The organism is Paraburkholderia sp. BR10936, assembly GCF_040965735.1.
Classification (GTDB): Bacteria; Pseudomonadota; Gammaproteobacteria; order Burkholderiales; family Burkholderiaceae; genus Paraburkholderia; species Paraburkholderia nodosa_A.
Genome location: NZ_JBFRCM010000007.1, coordinates 299,744 through 320,295 on the forward strand (window position 1 = coordinate 299,744; position 20,552 = coordinate 320,295).

Annotated in this window: 19 protein-coding genes and 1 pseudogene; 14 read left to right on the forward strand and 6 right to left on the reverse strand. The window is 64.2% G+C overall.

Features of this window, described 5'->3' with window-relative positions; all coding sequences use genetic code 11:
- The first annotated feature begins 32 nt into the window (after window positions 1–32).
- Window positions 33–4,112 (forward strand): CheR family methyltransferase, encoded by a 4,080-nt coding sequence (locus AB4Y36_RS17830; protein ID WP_342948277.1) that lies wholly within the window; start codon window positions 33–35, stop codon window positions 4,110–4,112.
- 34 nt (window positions 4,113–4,146) lie between these two features.
- Window positions 4,147–4,740, forward strand: a complete 594-nt coding sequence (locus AB4Y36_RS17835) for a recombinase family protein (protein WP_069262286.1) — start codon at window positions 4,147–4,149, stop codon at window positions 4,738–4,740.
- On the opposite strand, the gene AB4Y36_RS17840 is transcribed toward AB4Y36_RS17835, so the two are convergent.
- Window positions 4,733–5,071, reverse strand: coding sequence for a hypothetical protein (locus AB4Y36_RS17840; protein ID WP_256094501.1), 339 nt, complete (start codon window positions 5,069–5,071; stop codon window positions 4,733–4,735). The two genes, AB4Y36_RS17835 and AB4Y36_RS17840, sit on opposite strands and share 8 nt — an antisense overlap.
- A 297-nt stretch (window positions 5,072–5,368) precedes the next feature.
- Between AB4Y36_RS17840 and hpnJ the strand changes: the two genes are divergently transcribed.
- Both hpnJ and AB4Y36_RS17850 read left to right on the forward strand, forming a co-directional pair.
- Entirely contained in the window at window positions 5,369–6,790 is a 1,422-nt protein-coding gene (hpnJ, locus tag AB4Y36_RS17845) for a hopanoid biosynthesis associated radical SAM protein HpnJ (protein WP_342948275.1), read from the forward strand.
- A gap of 250 nt (window positions 6,791–7,040) precedes the next feature.
- Entirely contained in the window at window positions 7,041–8,735 is a 1,695-nt protein-coding gene (locus AB4Y36_RS17850; protein WP_368683712.1) for an ATP-binding protein, read from the forward strand.
- Here AB4Y36_RS17850 and AB4Y36_RS17855 read toward each other — a convergent pair.
- The 4 genes from AB4Y36_RS17855 to AB4Y36_RS17870 form a co-directional block, all read right to left on the reverse strand.
- Window positions 8,732–8,887, reverse strand: coding sequence for a hypothetical protein (locus AB4Y36_RS17855; RefSeq protein WP_169739106.1), 156 nt, complete (start codon window positions 8,885–8,887; stop codon window positions 8,732–8,734). The two genes, AB4Y36_RS17850 and AB4Y36_RS17855, sit on opposite strands and share 4 nt — an antisense overlap.
- A gap of 347 nt (window positions 8,888–9,234) precedes the next feature.
- On the reverse strand, window positions 9,235–9,495 hold the full coding sequence (locus tag AB4Y36_RS17860) for a DUF1488 domain-containing protein (RefSeq protein WP_028204289.1): 261 nt from the start codon (window positions 9,493–9,495) through the stop codon (window positions 9,235–9,237).
- A gap of 81 nt (window positions 9,496–9,576) precedes the next feature.
- Window positions 9,577–9,840, reverse strand: a complete 264-nt coding sequence (locus AB4Y36_RS17865; RefSeq protein WP_368683713.1) for a hypothetical protein — start codon at window positions 9,838–9,840, stop codon at window positions 9,577–9,579.
- 83 nt (window positions 9,841–9,923) lie between these two features.
- Window positions 9,924–11,180, reverse strand: coding sequence for an MFS transporter (locus AB4Y36_RS17870; RefSeq protein ID WP_368683714.1), 1,257 nt, complete (start codon window positions 11,178–11,180; stop codon window positions 9,924–9,926).
- Between the two features lie 157 nt (window positions 11,181–11,337).
- Between AB4Y36_RS17870 and sufB the strand changes: the two genes are divergently transcribed.
- The 9 genes from sufB (at window position 11,338) to AB4Y36_RS17915 (ending at window position 18,497) form a co-directional block, all read left to right on the forward strand.
- Complete coding sequence (gene sufB, locus AB4Y36_RS17875; RefSeq protein WP_368604661.1) at window positions 11,338–12,786, forward strand: Fe-S cluster assembly protein SufB; 1,449 nt, start codon at window positions 11,338–11,340, stop codon at window positions 12,784–12,786.
- Window positions 12,787–12,799: 13 nt separating this feature from the next.
- Window positions 12,800–13,612, forward strand: coding sequence for a Fe-S cluster assembly ATPase SufC (gene sufC, locus AB4Y36_RS17880; protein WP_069262279.1), 813 nt, complete (start codon window positions 12,800–12,802; stop codon window positions 13,610–13,612).
- Window positions 13,609–14,934, forward strand: a complete 1,326-nt coding sequence (sufD, locus tag AB4Y36_RS17885; RefSeq protein ID WP_069262278.1) for a Fe-S cluster assembly protein SufD — start codon at window positions 13,609–13,611, stop codon at window positions 14,932–14,934. Before sufC ends, sufD begins: the two co-directional genes overlap by 4 nt.
- Window positions 14,931–16,184 (forward strand): SufS family cysteine desulfurase, encoded by a 1,254-nt coding sequence (locus tag AB4Y36_RS17890; protein ID WP_368683715.1) that lies wholly within the window; start codon window positions 14,931–14,933, stop codon window positions 16,182–16,184. Before sufD ends, AB4Y36_RS17890 begins: the two co-directional genes overlap by 4 nt.
- Window positions 16,181–16,633, forward strand: coding sequence for a Fe-S cluster assembly sulfur transfer protein SufU (gene sufU / locus AB4Y36_RS17895; protein ID WP_368617414.1), 453 nt, complete (start codon window positions 16,181–16,183; stop codon window positions 16,631–16,633). The genes AB4Y36_RS17890 and sufU overlap by 4 nt, the downstream gene beginning before the upstream one ends.
- Before the next feature lie 28 nt (window positions 16,634–16,661).
- Window positions 16,662–16,988, forward strand: coding sequence for an SUF system Fe-S cluster assembly protein (locus AB4Y36_RS17900; RefSeq protein ID WP_368604657.1), 327 nt, complete (start codon window positions 16,662–16,664; stop codon window positions 16,986–16,988).
- Window position 16,989: 1 nt separating this feature from the next.
- On the forward strand, window positions 16,990–17,322 hold the full coding sequence (locus AB4Y36_RS17905; RefSeq protein ID WP_069262274.1) for a non-heme iron oxygenase ferredoxin subunit: 333 nt from the start codon (window positions 16,990–16,992) through the stop codon (window positions 17,320–17,322).
- A 143-nt stretch (window positions 17,323–17,465) separates the two neighbouring features.
- On the forward strand, window positions 17,466–17,681 hold the full coding sequence (locus tag AB4Y36_RS17910; protein ID WP_368683716.1) for a hypothetical protein: 216 nt from the start codon (window positions 17,466–17,468) through the stop codon (window positions 17,679–17,681).
- A gap of 69 nt (window positions 17,682–17,750) precedes the next feature.
- Window positions 17,751–18,497 carry an SDR family NAD(P)-dependent oxidoreductase gene (locus AB4Y36_RS17915; protein WP_368683717.1) on the forward strand — a complete coding sequence of 249 codons (747 nt, stop codon included), beginning with the start codon at window positions 17,751–17,753 and terminating at the stop codon, window positions 18,495–18,497.
- 35 nt (window positions 18,498–18,532) lie between these two features.
- Here AB4Y36_RS17915 and AB4Y36_RS17920 read toward each other — a convergent pair whose 3' ends face one another.
- Window positions 18,533–18,718, reverse strand: coding sequence for a hypothetical protein (locus tag AB4Y36_RS17920; protein ID WP_368683718.1), 186 nt, complete (start codon window positions 18,716–18,718; stop codon window positions 18,533–18,535).
- 244 nt (window positions 18,719–18,962) lie between these two features.
- Between AB4Y36_RS17920 and AB4Y36_RS17925 the strand changes: the two are divergent.
- A pseudogene (locus AB4Y36_RS17925) lies at window positions 18,963–20,522 on the forward strand (phospholipase C); the annotation flags it as partial.
- Between the last annotated feature and the right edge of the window lie 30 nt (window positions 20,523–20,552).

Sequence of the window (20,552 nt, forward strand, 5' to 3'; positions counted from 1 at the left end):
GCGATTCATTCCAACTTCAGGACCTGGCGATCATGCCGAAACGACGTGGCCATATGCCCCGCAGCCAGACCAATTATCCGATCGTCGGTATCGGCGCATCGGCAGGCGGCCTTAGCGCGCTGCTGGCCTTCTTCGAATCCCTTCCCTCCCACACCTCGATGGCGTTCGTCGTGGTCGTCCATCTCGCGCCCGACCACGAAAGCAGTATGGCCGCGCTGCTGCGCAAGGCGACCGACATGCCCGTGGTGGAGGTGACGAGCCCGACCCCCATCGAGCCCGACCATGTGTATGTCATCACACCGTCACTCGATCTGGCGATGGTGGACGACTATCTGCGCGTTTCTCCCAGTCAGCCTCAGGAGGGCCGCCGCGCGGCGATCGACGTGTTCTTCCGCACGCTCGCCGAAACGCATCACGAGCGCGCCATCGGCATCGTGCTCTCGGGCGCGGGTTCGGACGGCTCCGCCGGCCTCTCGCGCGTCAAGGAGATGGGCGGCATCACGTTTGCCCAGGATCCCTCGGAGGCGGAATACGACAGCATGCCGCGCAGCGCCATCGCCACCGGCATGGTCGACTTCGTCACCACGGCGGCGGAGATGCCGCAGCGGCTGATGGACCTCTGGTCGACGACGAAGGAAATTCAACTGCCGGTCGCGGAAAGCGAGGAGCGGCGCGAAGAGCATATCAACGAGGCGGCCGAGCGGGCGCTGCGCGAGATCATGATCATCCTGCGCACGCGCACGGCGCACGATTTCCGCCACTACAAGCGCGCCACCGTCCTGCGCCGCATCGAACGGCGCTTGCAGGTCAACGGCATCACCGACCTGCAGGCGTACCGGGACCATCTGCATCTGCATCCCGAGGAAACCCAGGCGCTGCTGCAGGACATGCTCATCAGCGTCACCAACTTCTTCCGCGACAAGGAAGCGTTCGACGTGCTCGAGCGCGAGGTCCTGCCGCAGCTGTTCGAAGGGCGCGGCGAACAGGACCGCATCCGCGTGTGGTCCGTGGGCTGCGCCACGGGCGAGGAAGCCTATTCGCTGGCGATGCTGCTCCAGGAGCGCTCGCTCAAGTCGACGGAAGGCACCTCGTTCCAGGTCTTCGCAACCGACATCGACGAACGCGCGATTTCGTTCGCGCGCACGGGGCTCTTCCCTGACTCGATCCTCGCCGACGTCACGCCGGCACGCGTGCGCCAGTTTTTCTCCAAGGACGCCGCGCATTATCGTGTGAAGAAAGAACTGCGCGAGCACATGCTGTTCGCGCATCACAACGTGCTGAGCGATCCGCCGTTCTCGCGCCTCGACCTGATCTGCTGCCGCAACCTGCTGATCTATCTCGACCGCGAAGCGCAGATCGAAATCCTCAAGATGTTCCACTTCGCGCTGCGGCCGGGCGGCGTGCTGTTCCTCGGCAGTTCCGAATCCGCGGACAGCGTGAGTTCGATGTTCACCGTGGTGGACAAGCGCAACCGCATTTACCGGGCGAACATGGCGGTGCGCGGCGACACGCCCGTGCCCGTGGCGATTGCCGGCACGATGAACGCGCGGCCCGTGGTCGCGACTGTGCAGCCGCCGGGGCGCCGCCGCTTTTCGTTCGGCGACCTGCACCAGCGCCTCGTCGAACAGTACGCGCCGCCTAGCGTGCTGGTGAGCCGCGATTCGGAAATCGTGCATCTGTCCGACCGCGCGGGCCGCTTCCTCCAGTATTCGGGCGGCGAGCCTTCGCACAACATCGTCGCCGCCGTGCGCCCGGAATTGCGGCTCGAGCTGCGCACCGCGATCTACCAGGCGCTGCACACGAACCGCAGCGTCGAGGCGCGGCGCGTACGCCTGGAGCGCGACGGGCGCTCGTATTTCGTCAACATGACGGCGCGGCCGGTGCACGACCCCGAGGCGAACGCCGACTTCGTGCTCGTGCTCTTCGACGAAGTCGAAGACAGCATGAGCGGGGTGGAAACGGCTTCCGTAGACGTGCAGAAGGACCCGATCATCACCCAGCTCGAACGCGAACTGCAGCGCACCAAGGAGCAGCTGCAGTCGACTATCGAGCAGTCGGAAACCTCGACGGAAGAACTGAAGGCGTCCAACGAGGAACTGCAGGCGATCAACGAGGAACTGCGCTCGGCGACCGAGGAACTCGAAACCAGCAAGGAAGAGCTGCAGTCGATCAACGAGGAGCTCACCACCGTCAACGCGGAGCTGAAGTCGAAGGTCGAAGAGACCAGCAAGATCAACGACGACTTGCAGAACCTGATCGCGGCGAACGATATCGGTACGATCTTCGTGGACCGCAACATCTGCATCAAGCGCTACACGCCGCGCGCGACCGACGTGTTCAGCATCATTCCTTCGGATATCGGCCGCTCGCTGCTCGACATCACGCACCGGCTCGAATACGACAAGCTCGCCGACGACGCCGCCGAAGCCTTCGACTCGCTGCGCCTGATCGAGCGCGAGCTCAAGAGCAACGACGGGCGCTGGTATCTCGCGCGCTTCGTGCCGTATCGCACGACCGAAGACCGTATCGACGGCGCGGTGCTCTCCTTCATCGACATCACCGGGCGCCGCCAGGCCGAAGACCAGTTGCGCGAAGGCGAGCGGCGCATGCGCATCGTCGCCGAGGGCACGAAGGACTACGCGATCATCACGTTCGACGACGAAGGTTACATCACGAGCTGGAACGCGGGCGCGGAACGCATTTTCGGTTATACGGAGGCCGAAATGATCGGTCAGTCCGCCGATCTGCTCTCGACCGAAGAAGACCGCGTGAACAAGGTCGCCGACCGCGAGTTCGCGCTCGCGCGCCAGCATGGCCGCACCGACGAGGAACGCTGGCACCTGCGCAAGGACGGCACGCGCTTTTTCGCGAGCGGCGTGCTCTCGCGCCTCGACGAAGCGGGCGTCAGCGGCTTTGCCAAGATCGCGCGCGACCTGGGCGAGCTCGTGCCCGCGGACGCGGACCTGCACAACGCCACGCTCGAACAGGTGCGCGACGCCGGCGAGCGCGACGGGCAGCGGCGCCAGGACGAGTTTCTCGCGGTGGTGTCGCACGAACTCAAGCATCCGCTGAACTTGATCTCGGCGAGCGCCGAACTCATTGCGCGGGCGCCGGAAACGCGCCAGAGCCTGAACCTCACGCGCGCGGCGGACACGATCCGGCGCACCGTGGTCGGTCAGGCGCAGATCATCGACGACCTGCTGGATATTTCGCGCGTGCGTACCGGCAAGCTTTCGGTCATGCGCTCGGCGGTGGACATGCGCGAGATCGTGCAGCGCGTTTGCCACGCCGTGCAGTTCGAGGCGCAGCAGCGCGGCATTGCGCTGAACGTCTCGGTCACACAGACGCCGGTGATCCTGCATGCCGATTTCACGCGCATCGAGCAGATTGTCTGGAACCTCATCAGCAATGCCATGAAGTTCACCCATCGCGGTTCGGTGGACGTCTCGCTGGAGGTCGCCGAAGACGAAGCCGTGCTGCGCGTGAAAGACACCGGCACCGGCATCGAACCGGCGCTCCTGCCGCATATCTTCGACATGTACAAGCAAAGCCGGCAGTCCGCCGCGCGGCGCTCGGGTCTCGGCATTGGCCTCGCGCTCGTGCGGGAACTCGTGACGATCCACGGCGGCAGCGTGCGCGCGGAGTCGCAGGGCCTGGGGCGCGGCGCGACGTTCACGGTGACGCTGCCGATGCAGCGTTCGTTCGCGCATGCGGAAAGCCACGACGGCGCGGCCGTGGCGTCGCTGCAGGGGCTCCATATCCTGATGGTCGACGACGACGCCACCACGGTCGAGACGTTCAAGCTGCTGCTGGAGAGCGAAGGCGCGAATGTGCAGACGGCCACGAGCGGCGAGGAAGCGCTGACGCTGCTCAACGGCAACGCGCCGGATCTCGTGCTGTCCGATCTCGGCATGCCGGGCATGGACGGGTACGAGTTCATTGGCAAGCTGCGTTCGCAGCCCGCGCTCGAATCCGTGATCTGCATCGCGCTGAGCGGCTTTGGCCAGGAGGCCGATGTGGAGCAGTCCGAGCAGGCGGGTTTCGACGCGCACCTCAAAAAGCCGGTACAGCTCGAAGATCTGCTGGCGACTTTCGCGCGCTTGAGACGCTAGTTCGCGAGCCTCCGGGCGAGTACGGGAGCCACGTGTGCAACGGACGTTCTTCTACATCAACGGCGCGAGCGACGGCGAGTTTCCCGAGCGGGAGCTGATCCAGCTCGACAAGGCGGGCTACACCGTGGCGCTCAGCCGCGTGGCCATCGACGCGGTGGCGCCGTATGTAGCCGCCGCCGAACGGCCCGCGTTGACGAGGCTGCTTGGACGCATCGATGCCGAGGACGAGTTGGTGGTCCTGCAGCTTTCCGCTTTGGGCTGCAACGCGCGCGACGTGCTCGCTACGCTGCTCAACTGCCGCAAGGGGAAAATTGGCGTGCGCTGTGTCGAACTGGGCGGCGTCGATCTCACGGGGCGCCCCGAGCCGCAAGCGGTCAAGATGCTGCGCGCGGTGGTCCGCATGGAGGCGGCCGCGCGCAGCGAACGCAGCCGCAACGGCCTGAAGCTCGCGCAGCGCAGCGGGCGTCCCACGGGCAGGCCCGCCTCGCTTTCGGCGCACGACCGCGCGCGCGTGATGAGTTCGCTGGGCAGCGGACTCTCGGTGAGCGAAGTGGCACGGCGTTTCGGCACTTCGCGGCAGACGGTTCTGCGCATACGCGCCGCCGCGGGAACGCCGGATCTCAAGTAATCAGCGTATAAGGGTCGGCTTCCAGCGCGACGCCCGCCCCGCGGATCACCTGCATGTAAGCGAACGTGTCACCCACTGCAGCGCTGGCTTGCTCCGCGAGACTGCGCACATCTGCCGATTTCTCGGCACTCGCCATCATGGATTCCAGCGCTGCCGAGTCCGCGAAGCCGTGCGCGGCCGCTGCACAGAGAACCGCATCGAGAATACGCCGGGCCGCCGCGCGGGCATCGACCGACGCGAGCGGGGCGCGGTAGGCGAGAAAGCCCGCCATCAACAGAAAGTCCGCTGGGCTGATACGGTGGCCATTGCCAACCGGCACGCCTTCCGGCATGTCGTGATGTCGCGACATACTTCGCCTCCCGCGTTGGAGCGCTGTGAAAGCTGCTGCGGCTGTCAAAAAATATAGTACAGAAAGCATCGCTCATGCCGACGAATGCGGTTGTTCTGCAGTGTTCCAACCGGCGGCGGCCTTGTTAAGTGGGGGTTTCGATAAGTGGTACAGACATTATTTCGACGTGCCGCGGCAGCAAGTCGTAGTATTCTTGACCCGGGCAAAGCTGCCATCCAGCAAAGTGTCATGTTTTTGTAGGCTTCGAGACAAATTCACGATTTTTCTCCGAGGGCATTCATGAAAACGCTGTTTCTGCAGGCACCTTCCTACGAAGGCTTCGATGGCGGCGCGGGCTCGCGCTTTCAAACGAAGCGCGAAATCCGCTCGTTCTGGTATCCCACGTGGCTCGTTCAGCCCGCCGCGCTGGTCGAAGGCAGTCGCGTGGTGGATGCCCCAGCAGACGACCTGACGCTCGAAGCGACCCTGGATATTGCACAGGAATACGAACTCATTATCATTCACACGAGTTCGCCCTCGTTCCAGAGCGACATCCAGTTCGCCGAGCACCTGAAGCGGCGCAAGAGCACGGTCCTCATCGGCATGATCGGCGCCAAGGTGGCGGTCGATCCGCATGGTTCACTGACTGCGAGCGACGCGCTCGATTTCGTGTGCCGCGAAGAATTCGATTTCACCTGCCTCGAGATCTCCCAGGGGCGGCCGTTCGAATCGATCCTGGGCCTGAGCTATCGGCTGCCCGACGGCGGCATCATGCACAACGACGCGCGGCCGATCCTCGAAGACATGGATCAGCTTCCTTTCGTGTCGCCGATCTACAAGCGCGACCTCACGCCCGAGCATTATTTCAGCGGCTATCTCAAGCATCCGTATCTCTCGCTCTACACGGGGCGCGGCTGCAAGTCCCGCTGCACCTTTTGCCTCTGGCCGCATACAGTGGGAGGGCATCGTTATCGCACGCGCTCGGTCGAGCACGTGCTGGAAGAGGTGAAATGGATTCGGGACAACATGCCCGAAATCAAGGAGATCATGTTCGACGACGACACGTTCACCGATCTCAGGCCGCGCGCCGAAGAGATCGCGCGCGGGCTGGGCAAGCTGGGCGTGACGTGGTCGTGCAACGCCAAGGCGAACGTACCGTACTCGACTCTCAAGGTGATGAAGGACAACGGCTTGCGTCTGTTGCTCGTGGGCTTCGAATCCGGCGACGACCAGATTCTCGTGAACGTCAAGAAGGGCGTGCGCACGGACTTCGCGCGCCAGTTCAGCGAGGATTGCCGCAAGCTCGGCATCAAGATTCACGGGACCTTCATCCTCGGGTTGCCGGGCGAGACGCACGAAACGATCCAGAAGACCATTCAGTACGCAAAAGAGATCAATCCCCATACCATCCAGGTCTCGCTCGCCGCGCCTTATCCCGGTACCGTGCTTCATAAGCAGGCGGTCGAAAATGGCTGGCTGAACGATACCAAGGTCATCACGCTCATCAATTCGGCCGGTACGCAGGCCTCGACGATCGGCTATCCGCACCTGTCGCGCGAAGAGATCTACCTTGGCGTCGAGGAGTTCTACAAGCGCTTTTATTTCCGGCCGTCGAAGATCTGGGAGATCGTCCGCGAGATGCTGGTGAGTTGGGAAATGATGAAGCGGCGCCTGCAGGAGGGCGCAGAGTTCTTCAAATATCTCCGCGCGCGCAAGGTCTGAAGCAGCAGCGTCCCCTTCGAAAAAACGCCCGGAATTCCGGGCGTTTTTGTCACTCGCCGTCACTGTTTCCGTTTTTTTCGTCCGCTGTATTGCGCGTCATTCGCGCTGCGGTGTGCAGTGAGCACCTGTCCGGAATGCTGCCATTACGAACATCCTGCGGCAATTAACATTCTCTTCGGCGGTGCATAAAATGTCTCAGCCCCATTACCACGACATAAATAGCTTCATCGGGCCACCGGAGGAGACCGCAATGGCACCGAAACGCAGGTCGCCCGCCATCGCCGATATCGATGCGCGACCGTCTCGCGCGCCCGACCATGCGCGCGAGAACCAGGCGCTTCTCGCGTTGGTCACCGCGCAACTGGACTCGCGTGAAGTGCTGTTGCAGAGGATTGCAGACTTTGCGATGCGTCTGTGCTGCGCGCAATCGGCCGGCATCAGTTTGCTGGAGCGCGAAGGCGAAGAGCGCTACTTTCGCTGGCACAGCGTGGCCGGCAAGTTCGCGAACCTGTGCGGAAGCCGAATCCATTGGAGCGACTGTCCGTGCGCCGCCGTGCTCGAAGCCGGCAAGCCGCTGCTTTTCACCGCGTTGAGCGACGATTTCCCAATTCTCGCCCCCGCATGCGCCGACGTCCAGGAGGCGCTCATTCTGCCTATCGTTTCGAAAGGGCGGCAACTGGGCGCGATCTGGGTCGCCTCGCTCGAGGAACGATCGCGTTTCTCCCGCGAAGACCAGCGGGTGCTCGGCGAGTTTGCCGCCGTGGCCGGCTCGGCGCTCGATCTGGTCGAGGCGCGCGACCATAGCCGCATGCAGACACAGCGCTATTCGGAAGTGATCGCCGTGCTCGCACACGAGTTCCGCAATCCGCTCGCGCCGCTCGAAAACGCGTTTCAGGCGCTCCAGATGATCTGCAAAGATCGCGCGCCGCAGCGCGAATACTTCGCGGTTGCGCAGCGCCAGATCGCGCAGCTCAAACGTCTGATGGACGAACTACAGGATGCGTCGCGCCTGGACCATGACAAGTTGAACGTCGATCCCACCGACGCGTCGTTGAACGAAATCCTCTCCGACGCGCTCGCCTCCATCCGCGAGCGTGTGCAGGCGCGCAGGCATACGCTGAGCGTGCGGCCGCTTGCCGGCGACCTGCGGTTGTTCGCAGACCCGACGCGGCTCACGCAGGTGATCGTGAACCTGCTTTCCAATGCCGTGCGCTATACGCCTGACGGCGGCGAGATTACGCTCGTCGTCGAACAGAAGAGCACGGGCGGCGCGCGCTGTGTCGAGATCTCGATTCGCGACAACGGCATCGGGATCGACCCGGCCGTGCTCTCGCGCATTTTCGAGCCGTTTGCGCAATTCGCGGGCAAGAGCGCGCGGCTGGAAGGGGGCCTCGGCATCGGCCTTCCCATTGCGCAGCGTCTCGCACAGTTGCATGGCGGCGAGATTCTCGTGACGAGCGAGGGAATCGGACGCGGCACGCTGGCGCGCCTCTCGATTCCCGTGCGAACCGGCAGCGCCGAAACCGTCAAGCCGCTCCCCGCCGTGCTGGCGGGCAACGGCCCGGCGCGCGTGCTCATCGTCGACGACAATGCCGACGCGTGTTTCGCACTCGGCGCGTTGCTCGAACTGGAAGGGCATGAAGTCAGAACGGCCGGCGACGGCGCGAGCGCACTGACTATGCTTAGGCAATGGAAGCCGCATCTTGCGCTCGTCGATATCGGCATGCCGGGCATGAACGGCTACGAACTAGCGGAGCGCATGCGCGCCATGCCGGATCACGCCAACGTGATGCTGGTCGCGCTGAGCGGGCATGTTTCGGACAGCGACCGGGCGGCGGCGCTGGCGGCCGGTTTCCATGCGCATCTCGCGAAGCCCGCCGATATCGGACGGCTGCGCACCATGCTCCAGATGTGCGCGCAAGACGGCTGGCGTATGACTGGCTAGCGCAGGTGCGAAGAGCGGATGCCGTTGTGGTGGTGGAGGTTGCGCAACAGACTTGCGCGGCGCCGTTCGCGGCGATAGTGCGCAATCACGGCCGTGGCCGCGATGACCAATACCATGACGCCGATGGCGGTTCCCCACTGTAATGCGTCCATGTCTGCCTCCTTGTCACGTCAGGGCCGTCGCGTCGAGGCGAACGGGTTCAAGCGTAGTGCGGCTGGCAGGTGCGTTCCGCGGCAAGCGCCGGGGGAAACAACGCGACGCACACGAAAGGGTGGCGCTGGTCGCGGACGCAAGAAAAGATTAGCCGATTGCGATGCGCAATTGAACCGAGCGGCAGTGTACGGATGCCAGCCATTATGGACACCTCGGCTTCGCCAGACTTGCACTCGGGCGAGCGCTCTTCAGTTCTTTGGGAAGTCTCGAGCCCTGCCGGGAGCAGGCCCGTTCGGCTGACGACTCGAACCCGGTTGCGATTGCCATTGCGCTTGCGTCGGCGCGCTTACTCGAGATCGCGCGTTTCGAGCTCCACGGACTGGCCCCCGTTTTTCTCCAGCGCGTGCCGCGCGGCCAGTTCGATGCTCGGGCGGTTTGCCTCGAAGGCGCTCAATAGCGCATGCGCCGATGTGCCGGTGTTGCCGAAGCGGTCGTTCAGCGCGTCGAGCGACACGCTGCACCATACCGGGCGGTTGTCCACGTTGGCTTCGAACGCGACGCGTGCGGCAGCCACAGCGTGACGGCGACTCGTGAATTCGATTCTCATCCTGGTCCTCCGTGAGTTCTATTGTTAAAGGGTAGAGCCTGGCGCAGCCAGGGGTGAGTCCTATTTGCGCTTCTTTTTGTGCTATTTGGCCTGAGCGTCGCTGGCGGGGTCGCTGCGCATCATCTTGTCGTGGGTGGCGGGCCCCTTGGGTTTCTTCACAGGCATGTTATCGGGGTTGGCGGGGTTCGATTCGCTTGCCGTGCCTGGCACGGCTGCCGGCGGTTTCACCATCGGCGGCGCAGGGGGATGAGCGGGCGTTTGGGTCTGTGCGTTGATGGACAACGAGGAGGCGGCGAGCGCCAAACAGGCGATCGCGCCCCAGACGGGAACATGCAGTGGCTTCATGGCTCCTCCCTGGTCTTCATCGTCATGCCCTGCAAGGTGCCGCGAATCGCGTGCCCGCAAGGGTGGACGTGCGGCCATCGTCGTCAGTGAAACAACGCCGACGTGTCGACGTCGGCGAGTTGTTCCAGTTCGTCGCGGCGCGTGTCGCACGACCCGCGGATGGTCGCGCCCTGCGTGACCCAGATGGCCAACGCGACGACGGCGAGGCTGCCGAGCGCGAGAAACGCCGCTGGATAGCCGAAGCGGTTGGCGAGCCACCCGCCCAGCAGCGGACTCAGGCAGCCGCCCGCTGCCTGCACCGCGAGCACCGCACCCTGACCGAGATTCACGCGGCCGCTGCCATGCAGCAAATGCACCACGAGCGCGGGGATGGCGACGCTCTGCAAACCGGAGCCGAGTCCGTCGAGGACCTGCACGGGCAGGATGCCCCACGGCGACGCCAGCCACGCGGCGAACACGCCGCGCAGCGGCAGCGTGAGGAGCGTCGCGAGAATGACCCGCCAGAAGCCCCAGCGGCGAATGATGCGGCTTGCGAAGACCGCGGCCGTGAGCATCACGATCTGCGAGATGATGATGTTGGCGGCGGTGATCTGGTTAGCGTCGCCGTGATGGGCTGCCGCGACGGCAAGACTATAGAGCGGCAGCATGGCGGAATTGCCGAGACTGAACGCGGCAAGCGACGCCGCGAGCAACAGCAGGGGGCGGCAATGCAACAACATGCGCATGCGTTCGGCACGCACCTGCGAACGATCTTTTTCGTCGTCGTGCACGAGGCCGCGCGCGTAGTGCCGGTGCACCGAACGCGGGGGAATGAGCAGCACGGACGCGATACACGCGAGACCGAATGCCGCGCCCAGCACGAACACATAGGCAATGCCGAGCCACCATCCGAGGGCGCCGGACAACGCCGCGGCGATGATGTTGCCGGCATGGTTCGCGACCTGGTTGCGCCCGTATTGCCGGTCGAAGTTCTTGCGGCCGACCATGCCGAGCGTCAATCCCGTCAACGCGGGGCCCATGACCGAACCCCCGACGGCTGTGGCGATCTGCGAAAACGCGATCGGCCAGTAGCCGTGCGAAAGCCAGATCACGCAAGCGGCCACGATGGTCAACAGGCTGGCGCCGACGACCACCGCGCGGCGGTGATAAATGGCGTCGACGAGCGCGCCGCCGGGCACTGTCGCGAGCGTGCCGATCACCGCGCCCATGGTCAGCACGGTGCCGATCGTTTCCGGCGTCCAGCCATGCGCCTGGAGATAGATGCCGAGAAAGGGGCCCGCGCCCGCCTGTACGTCCGCGGCGAAGAAACTGACGGCCAGTAGTGGAAGGGTCGGCTTCACGCGGATGCGTTGTCATTTCTCTCTTGTCAACAGGGTCTTCCGCATCGCGCGTGCCTGCTTCGCGCCTTATGTGCTCTGCTTAAACCCCGGCCATGCCAGGGTTTTGCCAGGGGTTCTAGAATGAGGTCATGAGTGTAAAGGAGACCGTAATAACGTCATGGATACACAAGCGAAAACATTCGAGGAATTGCTGCGGCGGGAATATCGTCACGGTTTCGTTTCGGACGTGCAGTCGGACACGTTGCCGCGCGGTTTGTCCGAGGACGTGATCCGTCTTATCTCGGCGCGCAAGCAGGAGCCGGACTTCATGCTCGAATGGCGGCTCGCCGCCTACCGGCATTGGCTCACGATGACCGAGCCGCATTGGGCGAGCATCGAACACCCGCCCATCGATTTCCAGGACATCGCCTACTACTCGGCGCCGCTTACCCAGGCAAACCGCCCGAAGAGCCTCGCGGAAGTCGATCCGGAACTCCTGCGCACCTACGAAAAGCTCGGCGTGCCGCTGCAGGAGCGCGAGATGCTCGCGGGGGTGGCCGTGGACGCGGTATTCGACAGCGTGTCGGTTGCCACGACGTTCCGGCGGCAGCTGGGCGAGCTTGGCATCGTCTTCTGCTCGTTTTCGGAAGCGGTGCGCGACCATCCGGACCTCGTGCGCCAGTATCTCGGCTCAGTCGTGCCGTACACCGACAACTTCTTTGCGACGCTCAACTCGGCTGTCTTCAGCGATGGCTCGTTCTGCTATATCCCGCCGGGCGTGCGCTGCCCGATGGAGTTGTCCACGTACTTCCGCATCAACGCGCGCAACACGGGCCAGTTCGAGCGCACGCTCATCGTGGCCGACAAGGGCGCTTACGTGAGCTACCTGGAAGGCTGCACCGCGCCGATGCGCGACGAAAACCAGCTGCACGCCGCCGTGGTGGAACTCGTCGCGCTGGAAGGCGCGCAAATCCGCTATTCGACGGTGCAGAACTGGTATCCGGGCGACGCGCAAGGGCGCGGCGGCATCTACAACTTCGTGACGAAGCGCGGCGACTGTCGCGAGGCGAACGCGCGGATTTCGTGGACCCAGGTCGAAACCGGCTCCGCCATCACGTGGAAGTATCCGAGCGTGATCTTGCAGGGCGACAACTCGATCGGCGAGTTCTATTCGGCGGCGCTCACCAATCACTATCAGCAGGCCGATACCGGTACGAAGATGGTGCATATCGGTCGCAACACGCGCAGCACGATTCTCTCGAAGGGCATCTCGGCCGGCCGCGGCAAGAACGCCTATCGAGGCCTCGTGAAAATGGCGCGCTCGGCCGAGAACGCGCGCAACTACACGCAGTGCGATTCGCTGCTGCTCGGCGATCGCTGCAGCGCCTTCACGTTTCCGTATATCGAGGTGAAGAACCCGAGCGGGAAAGTCGAGCACGAAGCATCGACGTCGCGGATCGGCGAAGACCAGTTGTTCTATTGCCGCCAGCGCGGGCTCAGTGAAGAGGACGCGGTGTCGATGATCGTCAACGGCTTCTGCAAGGACGTGCTCAAGGAGTTGCCGATGGAATTCGCCGTGGAAGCGCAGAAGCTGCTGGGCGTGAGCCTGGAAGGCAGTGTAGGTTGAGAGGGAGAAAAGGATGCTGGAAATCCGCAATCTGAATGTCGAAGTGGAAAGCAAGCCGATTCTGCGCGGAGTGGATTTACGCGTGAATGCGGGCGAGGTTCACGCGATCATGGGGCCGAACGGCTCCGGCAAAAGCACACTCGCCCATGTGCTGGCGGGGCGCGAGCAATACGTGGTCACGGGGGGCAGCGTGCACTACGACGGCTGCGACCTGCTCGCGCTTGCGCCCGACGAGCGCGCGCGCCGCGGGCTCTTTCTCGCGTTTCAGTATCCGGTGGAAATACCGGGCGTGAGCAATATCTATCTGCTCAAGGCCGCGCTCAACGCGCAGCGCAAGCATCGTGGCGAGGCGGAACTCGACGCCATGGACTTTCTCGCACTGGTGAAGGAAAAAATGGCGGCCATGGAGATGAAGGAAGACCTGCTCTACCGGGGCGTGAACGAAGGGTTTTCGGGCGGCGAGAAAAAGCGCAACGAGGTGCTGCAGATGACGGTGCTGGAGCCGCGTCTCGCCATTCTCGACGAGACCGATTCCGGGCTCGATATCGACGCGTTGCAACTCGTCGCCCGTGGTGTGAACCAGATGCGCAGCGCGGACCGGGCCATCGTGCTCGTGACGCACTATCAGCGCCTGCTCGACTACATCGTGCCGGACCAGGTACACGTGCTTTCACAGGGGCGCATCGTGCGCTCGGGTTCGCATGAGCTTGCGCTCGAGCTGGAGCGCAAGGGTTATGGCTGGCTCGGCGGGCAGGATGGCGACGAACCGGCAGCGGGGCAGGGCGCCGGCACGCAACACACGGCAGCCGCCAGGGAGCAACGATGAGCGAATCAACGCGCGAGCATTACCGCGACGCCTTCCGCACGATGGCGGGGACGCTGGCTGGCGTCGAGCTGCCGTGGTTGCGCAAGGCGAGACGGCACGCGTTCGACCGGTTCGAGACGCTGGGCTTTCCCGGCACGCAACTCGAAGCGTGGAAATACACCAATGTGATGCCGATTGCGAAGCCGCATTGGCATTTCATGCCTTCGGACGGCGAGCAGACCGACTACGCCCGCCTGATCGACGACCTCGTGCCCGCCGACGCGGGCGGGCGTATCGTGTTCGTGAACGGCCGCCACGTGCCGAAGCTCTCGTCGTTGCCGCCCTTGCCGGAAGGCGCGTTCGTCGGCACGCTCGCGCAGGCAATGCGCAGGATTCCTGAGCGGGTCGAATCGATCATGGCGCGGCGTGCGCCCGAGGACGGCTTTGCGGCGCTCAACGGCGCGTTTCGCAGCGACGGCTACATGGTCGTGCTGCCGCCCGGCTGCGCGCTGGACTGGCCGCTGCACGTGCTGTTCTTCAGCAGCGAGGCCGCGCTTGCCATGCACCCGTTCAACGCGGTGGTCGCGGAGCGCGGGGCGCGTTGCTCGATCGTCGAGCAGTTCGCGGGCATTACCGACGAAGCCTATTTCGTCAACACCGCCACGGAAATTGTCGCCGATGAAGAGGCCGACGTTCAGCATTGCCGCATCCAGCAGGAGGCGCGCAGCGCGTTTCATATCGCGCATGTCGGTGTTTCGCAGCGGCGGGCGAGCCACTTCACCTCGCACTCGTTCGCGTTCGGCGGCGCGTTGTCGCGTACGCAGATCGACACGCGTCTGGACGCAGAAGACGCGCAAGTCGACCTGAACGGCCTGTATTTCGTGAGCGCGCGGCAGCACGTGGATCATCACACGCGCATCGACCATGAGATGCCGCGCGGCACCAGCCGGGAATACTATCGCGGCGTGCTCGACGGCGCGTCGCATGCGGTGTTCGACGGCCGCGTGATCGTGCATCAGGACGCGCAGCAGACGAATGCGCATCAAGGCAACGACAATCTGCTGCTCTCGCGCAACGCCGAAATCGACACGAAGCCGCAACTGGAGATTCACGCCGACGACGTGAAGTGCACGCACGGCGCGACCGTCGGCCAGCTCGACGAGAGCCCGCTCTTTTACCTGCGCTCGCGCGGCATAGACGAGCGCATGGCGCGAGCGCTCCTCGTGTGGTCGTTCGCGCGCGTGAGCGTGGATCGCGTGGAAAGCGCCGCGCTGCGCGGCCGGCTCACGCAACAGTTGCTCGCGCGCCTGCCCGGTGGCGAGTACCTGCGGGGACTGTCATGAATCTACTCGAACCGGTGGGCATTCCCGACGCCGAAGCGGTCATGGCCTGGCGCCGCGACTTTCCGATTCTGCGGGAAAGCGTGCACGGCAAGCCGCTCGTGTACCTCGACAACGCGGCGACCACGCAGAAGCCCGCGAGCGTGATCGCCGCCGAGCAGGCCTATTACGAGCACGACAATGCCAACGTGCATCGCGGCGTGCATCTGCTGTCGCAGCGCGCGACCGATGCCTACGAGGGCGCCCGCGCGCGCATTGCGCGTTTTATTCACGCGACGCACGAGAAGGAGATCGTGTACACGCGCGGCACCACCGAAGCGATCAATCTGGTGGCGCAAAGCTACGCGCGGCCGCGCCTTGAGCCCGGCGACGAAGTGCTCATCACCGCGATGGAGCATCACTCGAATATCGTGCCGTGGCAACTTGTCTGCGCGCAGACCGGCGCGGTGCTGAAGGTGGCGCCGATCGACGACGACGGCACGCTCGACTTCGACGCCTACGCGCGCCTGCTCGGCCCACGCACGCGCATGGTGGCGGTGTCGCATGCGTCGAACGCGCTGGGCAGTATCAATCCGCTTGCACAGATGATCGAACTTGCGCATGCGCGCGGCGTGCCGGTGCTGGTCGACGGCGCGCAGGCGATCGCGCATGTTCCCGTGGACGTAGTCGCGCTCGATTGCGACTTCTATGCGTTCTCGGGTCACAAGGTCTATGGCCCGACCGGCATTGGCGCGCTGTACGCGAAGTCTGCGCTACTGGAAGCCATGCCGCCATGGCAGGGCGGCGGCGACATGATCCGCTCCGTGACGTTCGAGAAGACCGAGTACAACGTGATTCCATGGCGGTTCGAAGCGGGCACGCCGAACATTGCGGGGGCGATCGGGCTCGGCGCGGCACTGGACTATATAAGTGCAATTGGCCTGGAAGTCGCGCAACGGCACGAGGCCGATCTGCTCGCGTATGCCGACGAAGCATTGCGGGGGATGCCTAACGTGCGAAGGATCGGAACGGCGAAAGAAAAACTCGGCATCCTCTCGTTCGTCATGGAGAACGCGCACGCCCACGACATCGGCACGATACTCGACCAGTGCGGCGTGGCGGTGCGCACGGGCCATCATTGCGCGATGCCGGTGATGGACCGCTATGGCGTGCCGGCCACGGTGCGCGCTTCGTTTGCGCTGTACAACACACGCGCCGAAGTCGACGCGCTGCTCGACGGCCTCGCGCGTGTAGAAGAGGTGTTCCCGCTATGAGCGACTTGCGCGACCTGTACCAGGAAACGATCTTCGACCACTACCGGCGGCCGCGGAACTGCCACACGGTGCCCGGCGCGACGCATAGCGCCGAAGGCTACAACCCGTTGTGCGGCGACCGCGTCACGTTGTATCTGCGTATCGAGGACGGCGTGGTCAAGGAAGCCGGGTTCGAGGGCGCGGGGTGCGCGATCGCCACGGCTTCGGCTTCGTTGATGACCGAAGCGCTCAAGGGCCGCACGCAGGCGGAAGTCGAGGCGCTGTTCGAACGCTTCCACGCGATGGCGACGGCGCCTTCGGACCGCCCGGCCTCTGCCGAAGGTCTCGGCAAGCTCGCGGTGCTCGCGGGCGTGCGCGAATTTCCGGCGCGCATCAAATGCGCGACGCTGGCGTGGCACACGCTGCACGCCGCGTTGCGCGACGAGCGCGGAACCGTATCGACGGAATGAGGCCGCGCGGGCCTGGAGGCATATGACGATGAATACGCAAACGGCGAGCAACGACTTGCGCGAACGCGTGATCGACGCGTTACGCTCGGTGTTCGATCCGGAGATACCGGTGAACATCTATGATCTGGGGCTCGTGTATCAACTCGACGTGGATGCCGAAACGGGGCACGTGATGATCCGCATGACGCTGACCGCGCCGGGCTGCCCGGTCGCGCAAACCTTCCCTGGCACGGTCGAAGAATACGTGAACGAAGTGGAAGGCGTGAGCGAAACGAACGTCGAGTTGGTTTGGGACCCGCCGTGGACGAGAGCGCGCATGTCCGAAGCGGCGCTGCTGCAACTGGGGATGCTCTGATATGGCCGACTGGGTGGACGTGGCACCATACGCCGAGTTTGAACCGGGTTCCGTACGCAGCGTCGATGTGGACGGCACGGCGGTCGCCGTATTCAATCTCGAAGGGACCTGTTATGCGATCGAGGATACCTGTCCGCACGACGGCGGCGTGCTGACGGGCGGCGCCGTGGAGGGCGACGAGGTGATTTGCCCGCGCCATGGCGCCCGTTTTTGCATCAAGACGGGCAAGGTTCTCGCGCCGCCCGCGTATGAGGACGTCGCGGTGTTCGCAGTGCGCGTGGAAGCGGGCATGGTGCAAGTGCGCGATACACGCTGGGATGAGGGCTTTTCCTGAGAGCGGAAGCCATGCAGGCGCCTCACGCACAGTTGTCAGCGGCATAATGGCTGCGCGGATCGATGCAATGGCCGGTCGACTCAATCAAGTCGACCGCGCCGCATTCCGCGCTTTGCATGCGTTGCAACTATCGAGAGGCATCCATGAAGGCACTGTTCCATCTCGCAGCGGCCGCCGCGGCAGGCACGCTCGTCATGTTTTATCTGGACCCGGTTTCCGGGCCGCGTCGCCGCGCGAAGCTGCGCACGCCGCCGTTTTCGCGCCGTGGCGGCCGCATGAACGCCCACGGCCACGCGGCTGAGCTGGGCGTAGACGGCGAACTGGCGGGCCCGGGCGGCGGCATTGGCACGGCGCCGTGAGCGCGTCGAGGCGAGCGTCTTGCGCAAGGGCGGCTGTGAAATGCAAACCGACCGCAGAAGGAGTCCACCATGTCCGCTCTGTTGCCCGACCTGAATCATCGCGTTGCGCTCGTGACCGGCGGCTCGCGCGGGATCGGGCGGGCCATTGCCCTGGCACTGGCTTCGGCTGGCGCGGCGGTTGGCGTGAACTACCGGCAGCGCGCTGACGAAGCGGACCAGGTCGTCGCGCAGATCGAAAGCGCCGGCGGCCGCGCGCTCGCGGTGCGCGCCGATGTGTCGTCGGCGAGTGACGTCACCAGCATGATTGGCGAGATCGAGCGCCGCCTCGGCGCGGTCGATGTGCTCGTGAACAACGCCGGCACGGGCACGTTCAGCGACATCGAGTCGATTACGGAGGCCGAATTCGACCATACGCTCGCCGTCAATCTCAAGTCGGCGTTTCTTTGCACGCAGGCGGTGCTGCCCGGCATGCGCGCACGCCGCTGGGGCCGCATCGTCAATCTTTCGTCCGTCGCCGCGCGCGGCGCAGGCCTCGTCGGCATTCATTACAACGCTTCGAAGGCGGGTCTCGAAGGCTTGACGCGTGGCTACGCCTCACGCGTGGCACGGGAAGGCGTGACCGTGAACGCCGTGGCGCCGGGACCCATCGACACGGAGATGGCCGCGCCGCTGAAAGCCGGGAACATCGCCGAGCGGCTGCCCGTCGGCCGCCTCGGTGAAGCCGATGAGGTCGCACAGGTCGTGTTGATGGTGGTCGGCAACGGCTTCGTCACGGGGCAAACCATTGCCGTCAACGGCGGCGTTAGTTTCATCTAGGCCGCCTGTTCCATTGCCGGCCGCCGCACTGCGGCTCAATTCATTTTATTCAGCTCGTTTGCTAACCGGCGCGCGCGGTTAGCAATCTTCATACCTGAAATCCCGGTGGCCTTTATCGTTGCGTCGGCAACTGAGCGTGCCAATCGAATGCCGAGTGCCGATTCAGCGCCAAACTTTCCAATCGAAAATATTTCGTAAGGAGTCTGACGCTGAGCATTCATAACCCGATGCTTTAATCCTCATGCCGTGTAGCCTCCGCATTCAGCTGGCATGAGCGCCACGATGCGAGCTGCATAACGCCTTCACCCGGCTTCACGGTGATCCCGACAATACGAAACCAACCAGGAGCCGAAAATGCAATGGCGTCACGTCGCAGTTGGTTCGCTCACAGCCGCAGCATTCGCATCGACAATTGCGTGGAGTGCTGGTGACGATCACGACAAGAATCATCCGGAACACAATCACACCGCCACTCCGATCAAGCACCTGGTCGTGATTTATGGCGAGAACGTCTCGTTCGACCATTACTTCGCGACCTACCCGCATGCGACCAACCCGTCCGGCGAGCCAGCATTCAAGGCGCAACCGGGCACGCCCGAAGTGAACGGTCTGACGGGCACGCTGCTGACGAAGAATCCGAACTTCACGAATGCGGCCAATGGCACGGGCGCTGCCAATCCGTTCCGTCTGGATCGGACCCAGGCGGCCACGGCCGACCAGAACCACGCCTATACGGCCGAGCAGCAGGCGTACGACGACGGCCATGCCGACCTCTTCCCGTTGTACACGGGTAACGGCACGAGCGGCGGCGCCGGCGCGTTCGGGACGAAGGGCCAGGTGATGGGCTACTACGACGGCAACACCGTCACGGCGCTGTGGAACTACGCGCAGCACTTCGCGATGAGCGATAACGCCTATACGTCGACCTACGGTCCGTCGACGCCCGGTGCGCTCGAAGTGGTCTCGGGCCAGACCAACGGCATGAAGGTTGTGCTCACGACCAAGAAGCCTTCGACCGCCGGTTCGTACTATGTGAACGACGGGCAGAACGGTTTTACGATGATCAACGACGTCGATCCGGCCTACGACCTCTGCTCGAGCGCGACCGACCAGGCGCAGATGACCGGCAAGAATATCGGCGACCTGCTGAACGCGCGTAGCGTTTCGTGGGGCGGCTTCATGGGGGGCTTCAACCTCGCGACGACGAACAGCAACGGCACGACCGGCTGCAAGCGCAGCACGGTCTCGCCGGTGGTGGGCTCGGCTACCGCCGACTATATTCCGCACCACAACTGGTTCCAGTACTATGCTTCGACCTCGAACCCGCAGCATCTGCGTCCGAGCTCGCTCGCCGCAATCGGTCACACCGAGGGCAAGAACGGCAACCCCGACCCGGCGAATCACCAGTACGATACCGACGACTTCTTCGCTGCCGTGAAGGCGGGCAATTTCCCGTCGGTGAGCTTCCTGAAGGCTCCGGCCTACCAGGACGGCCACGCCGGTTATTCGGACCCGCTCGACGAGCAGGCTTTCGTCACGAAGGTCGTGAACTTCCTGCAGGATCAGCATGACTGGGAAGATACGGCCGTGATCGTGGCATGGGATGACTCGGACGGCTGGTACGACCATGCCTACGCGCAGCCCACCAGCGCTTCGTACGACAGCGTGGCCGACCAGCTGACGGCCGCCGGCATCTGCGGCACGGGTTCGGCGCCCGCCGGCCTGAACGGCAAGCCCGTGAACGGCCGCTGCGGTCCGGGCACGCGCATTCCGTTCGTCGTGATCTCGCCGTGGGCGCGCGAGAACTACGTCGACCATACGCTGATCGACCAGGCGTCCGTGGTGCGTTTCATCGAAGACAACTGGCTTGACGGTCAGCGCATCGGCGGCGGTTCGTTCGATGCGACGGCAGGCAGCATCACGGGCATGTTCGACTTCGACCGCCGCGGCCGCGGCCACGAAGATCGCAGGCTGTACCTCGATCCGACGACGGGCGTGGTGCTCGACAAGGCACCGAAGGTTTGACCGTTGAGGATCGCTGATCGTTGTTGATCG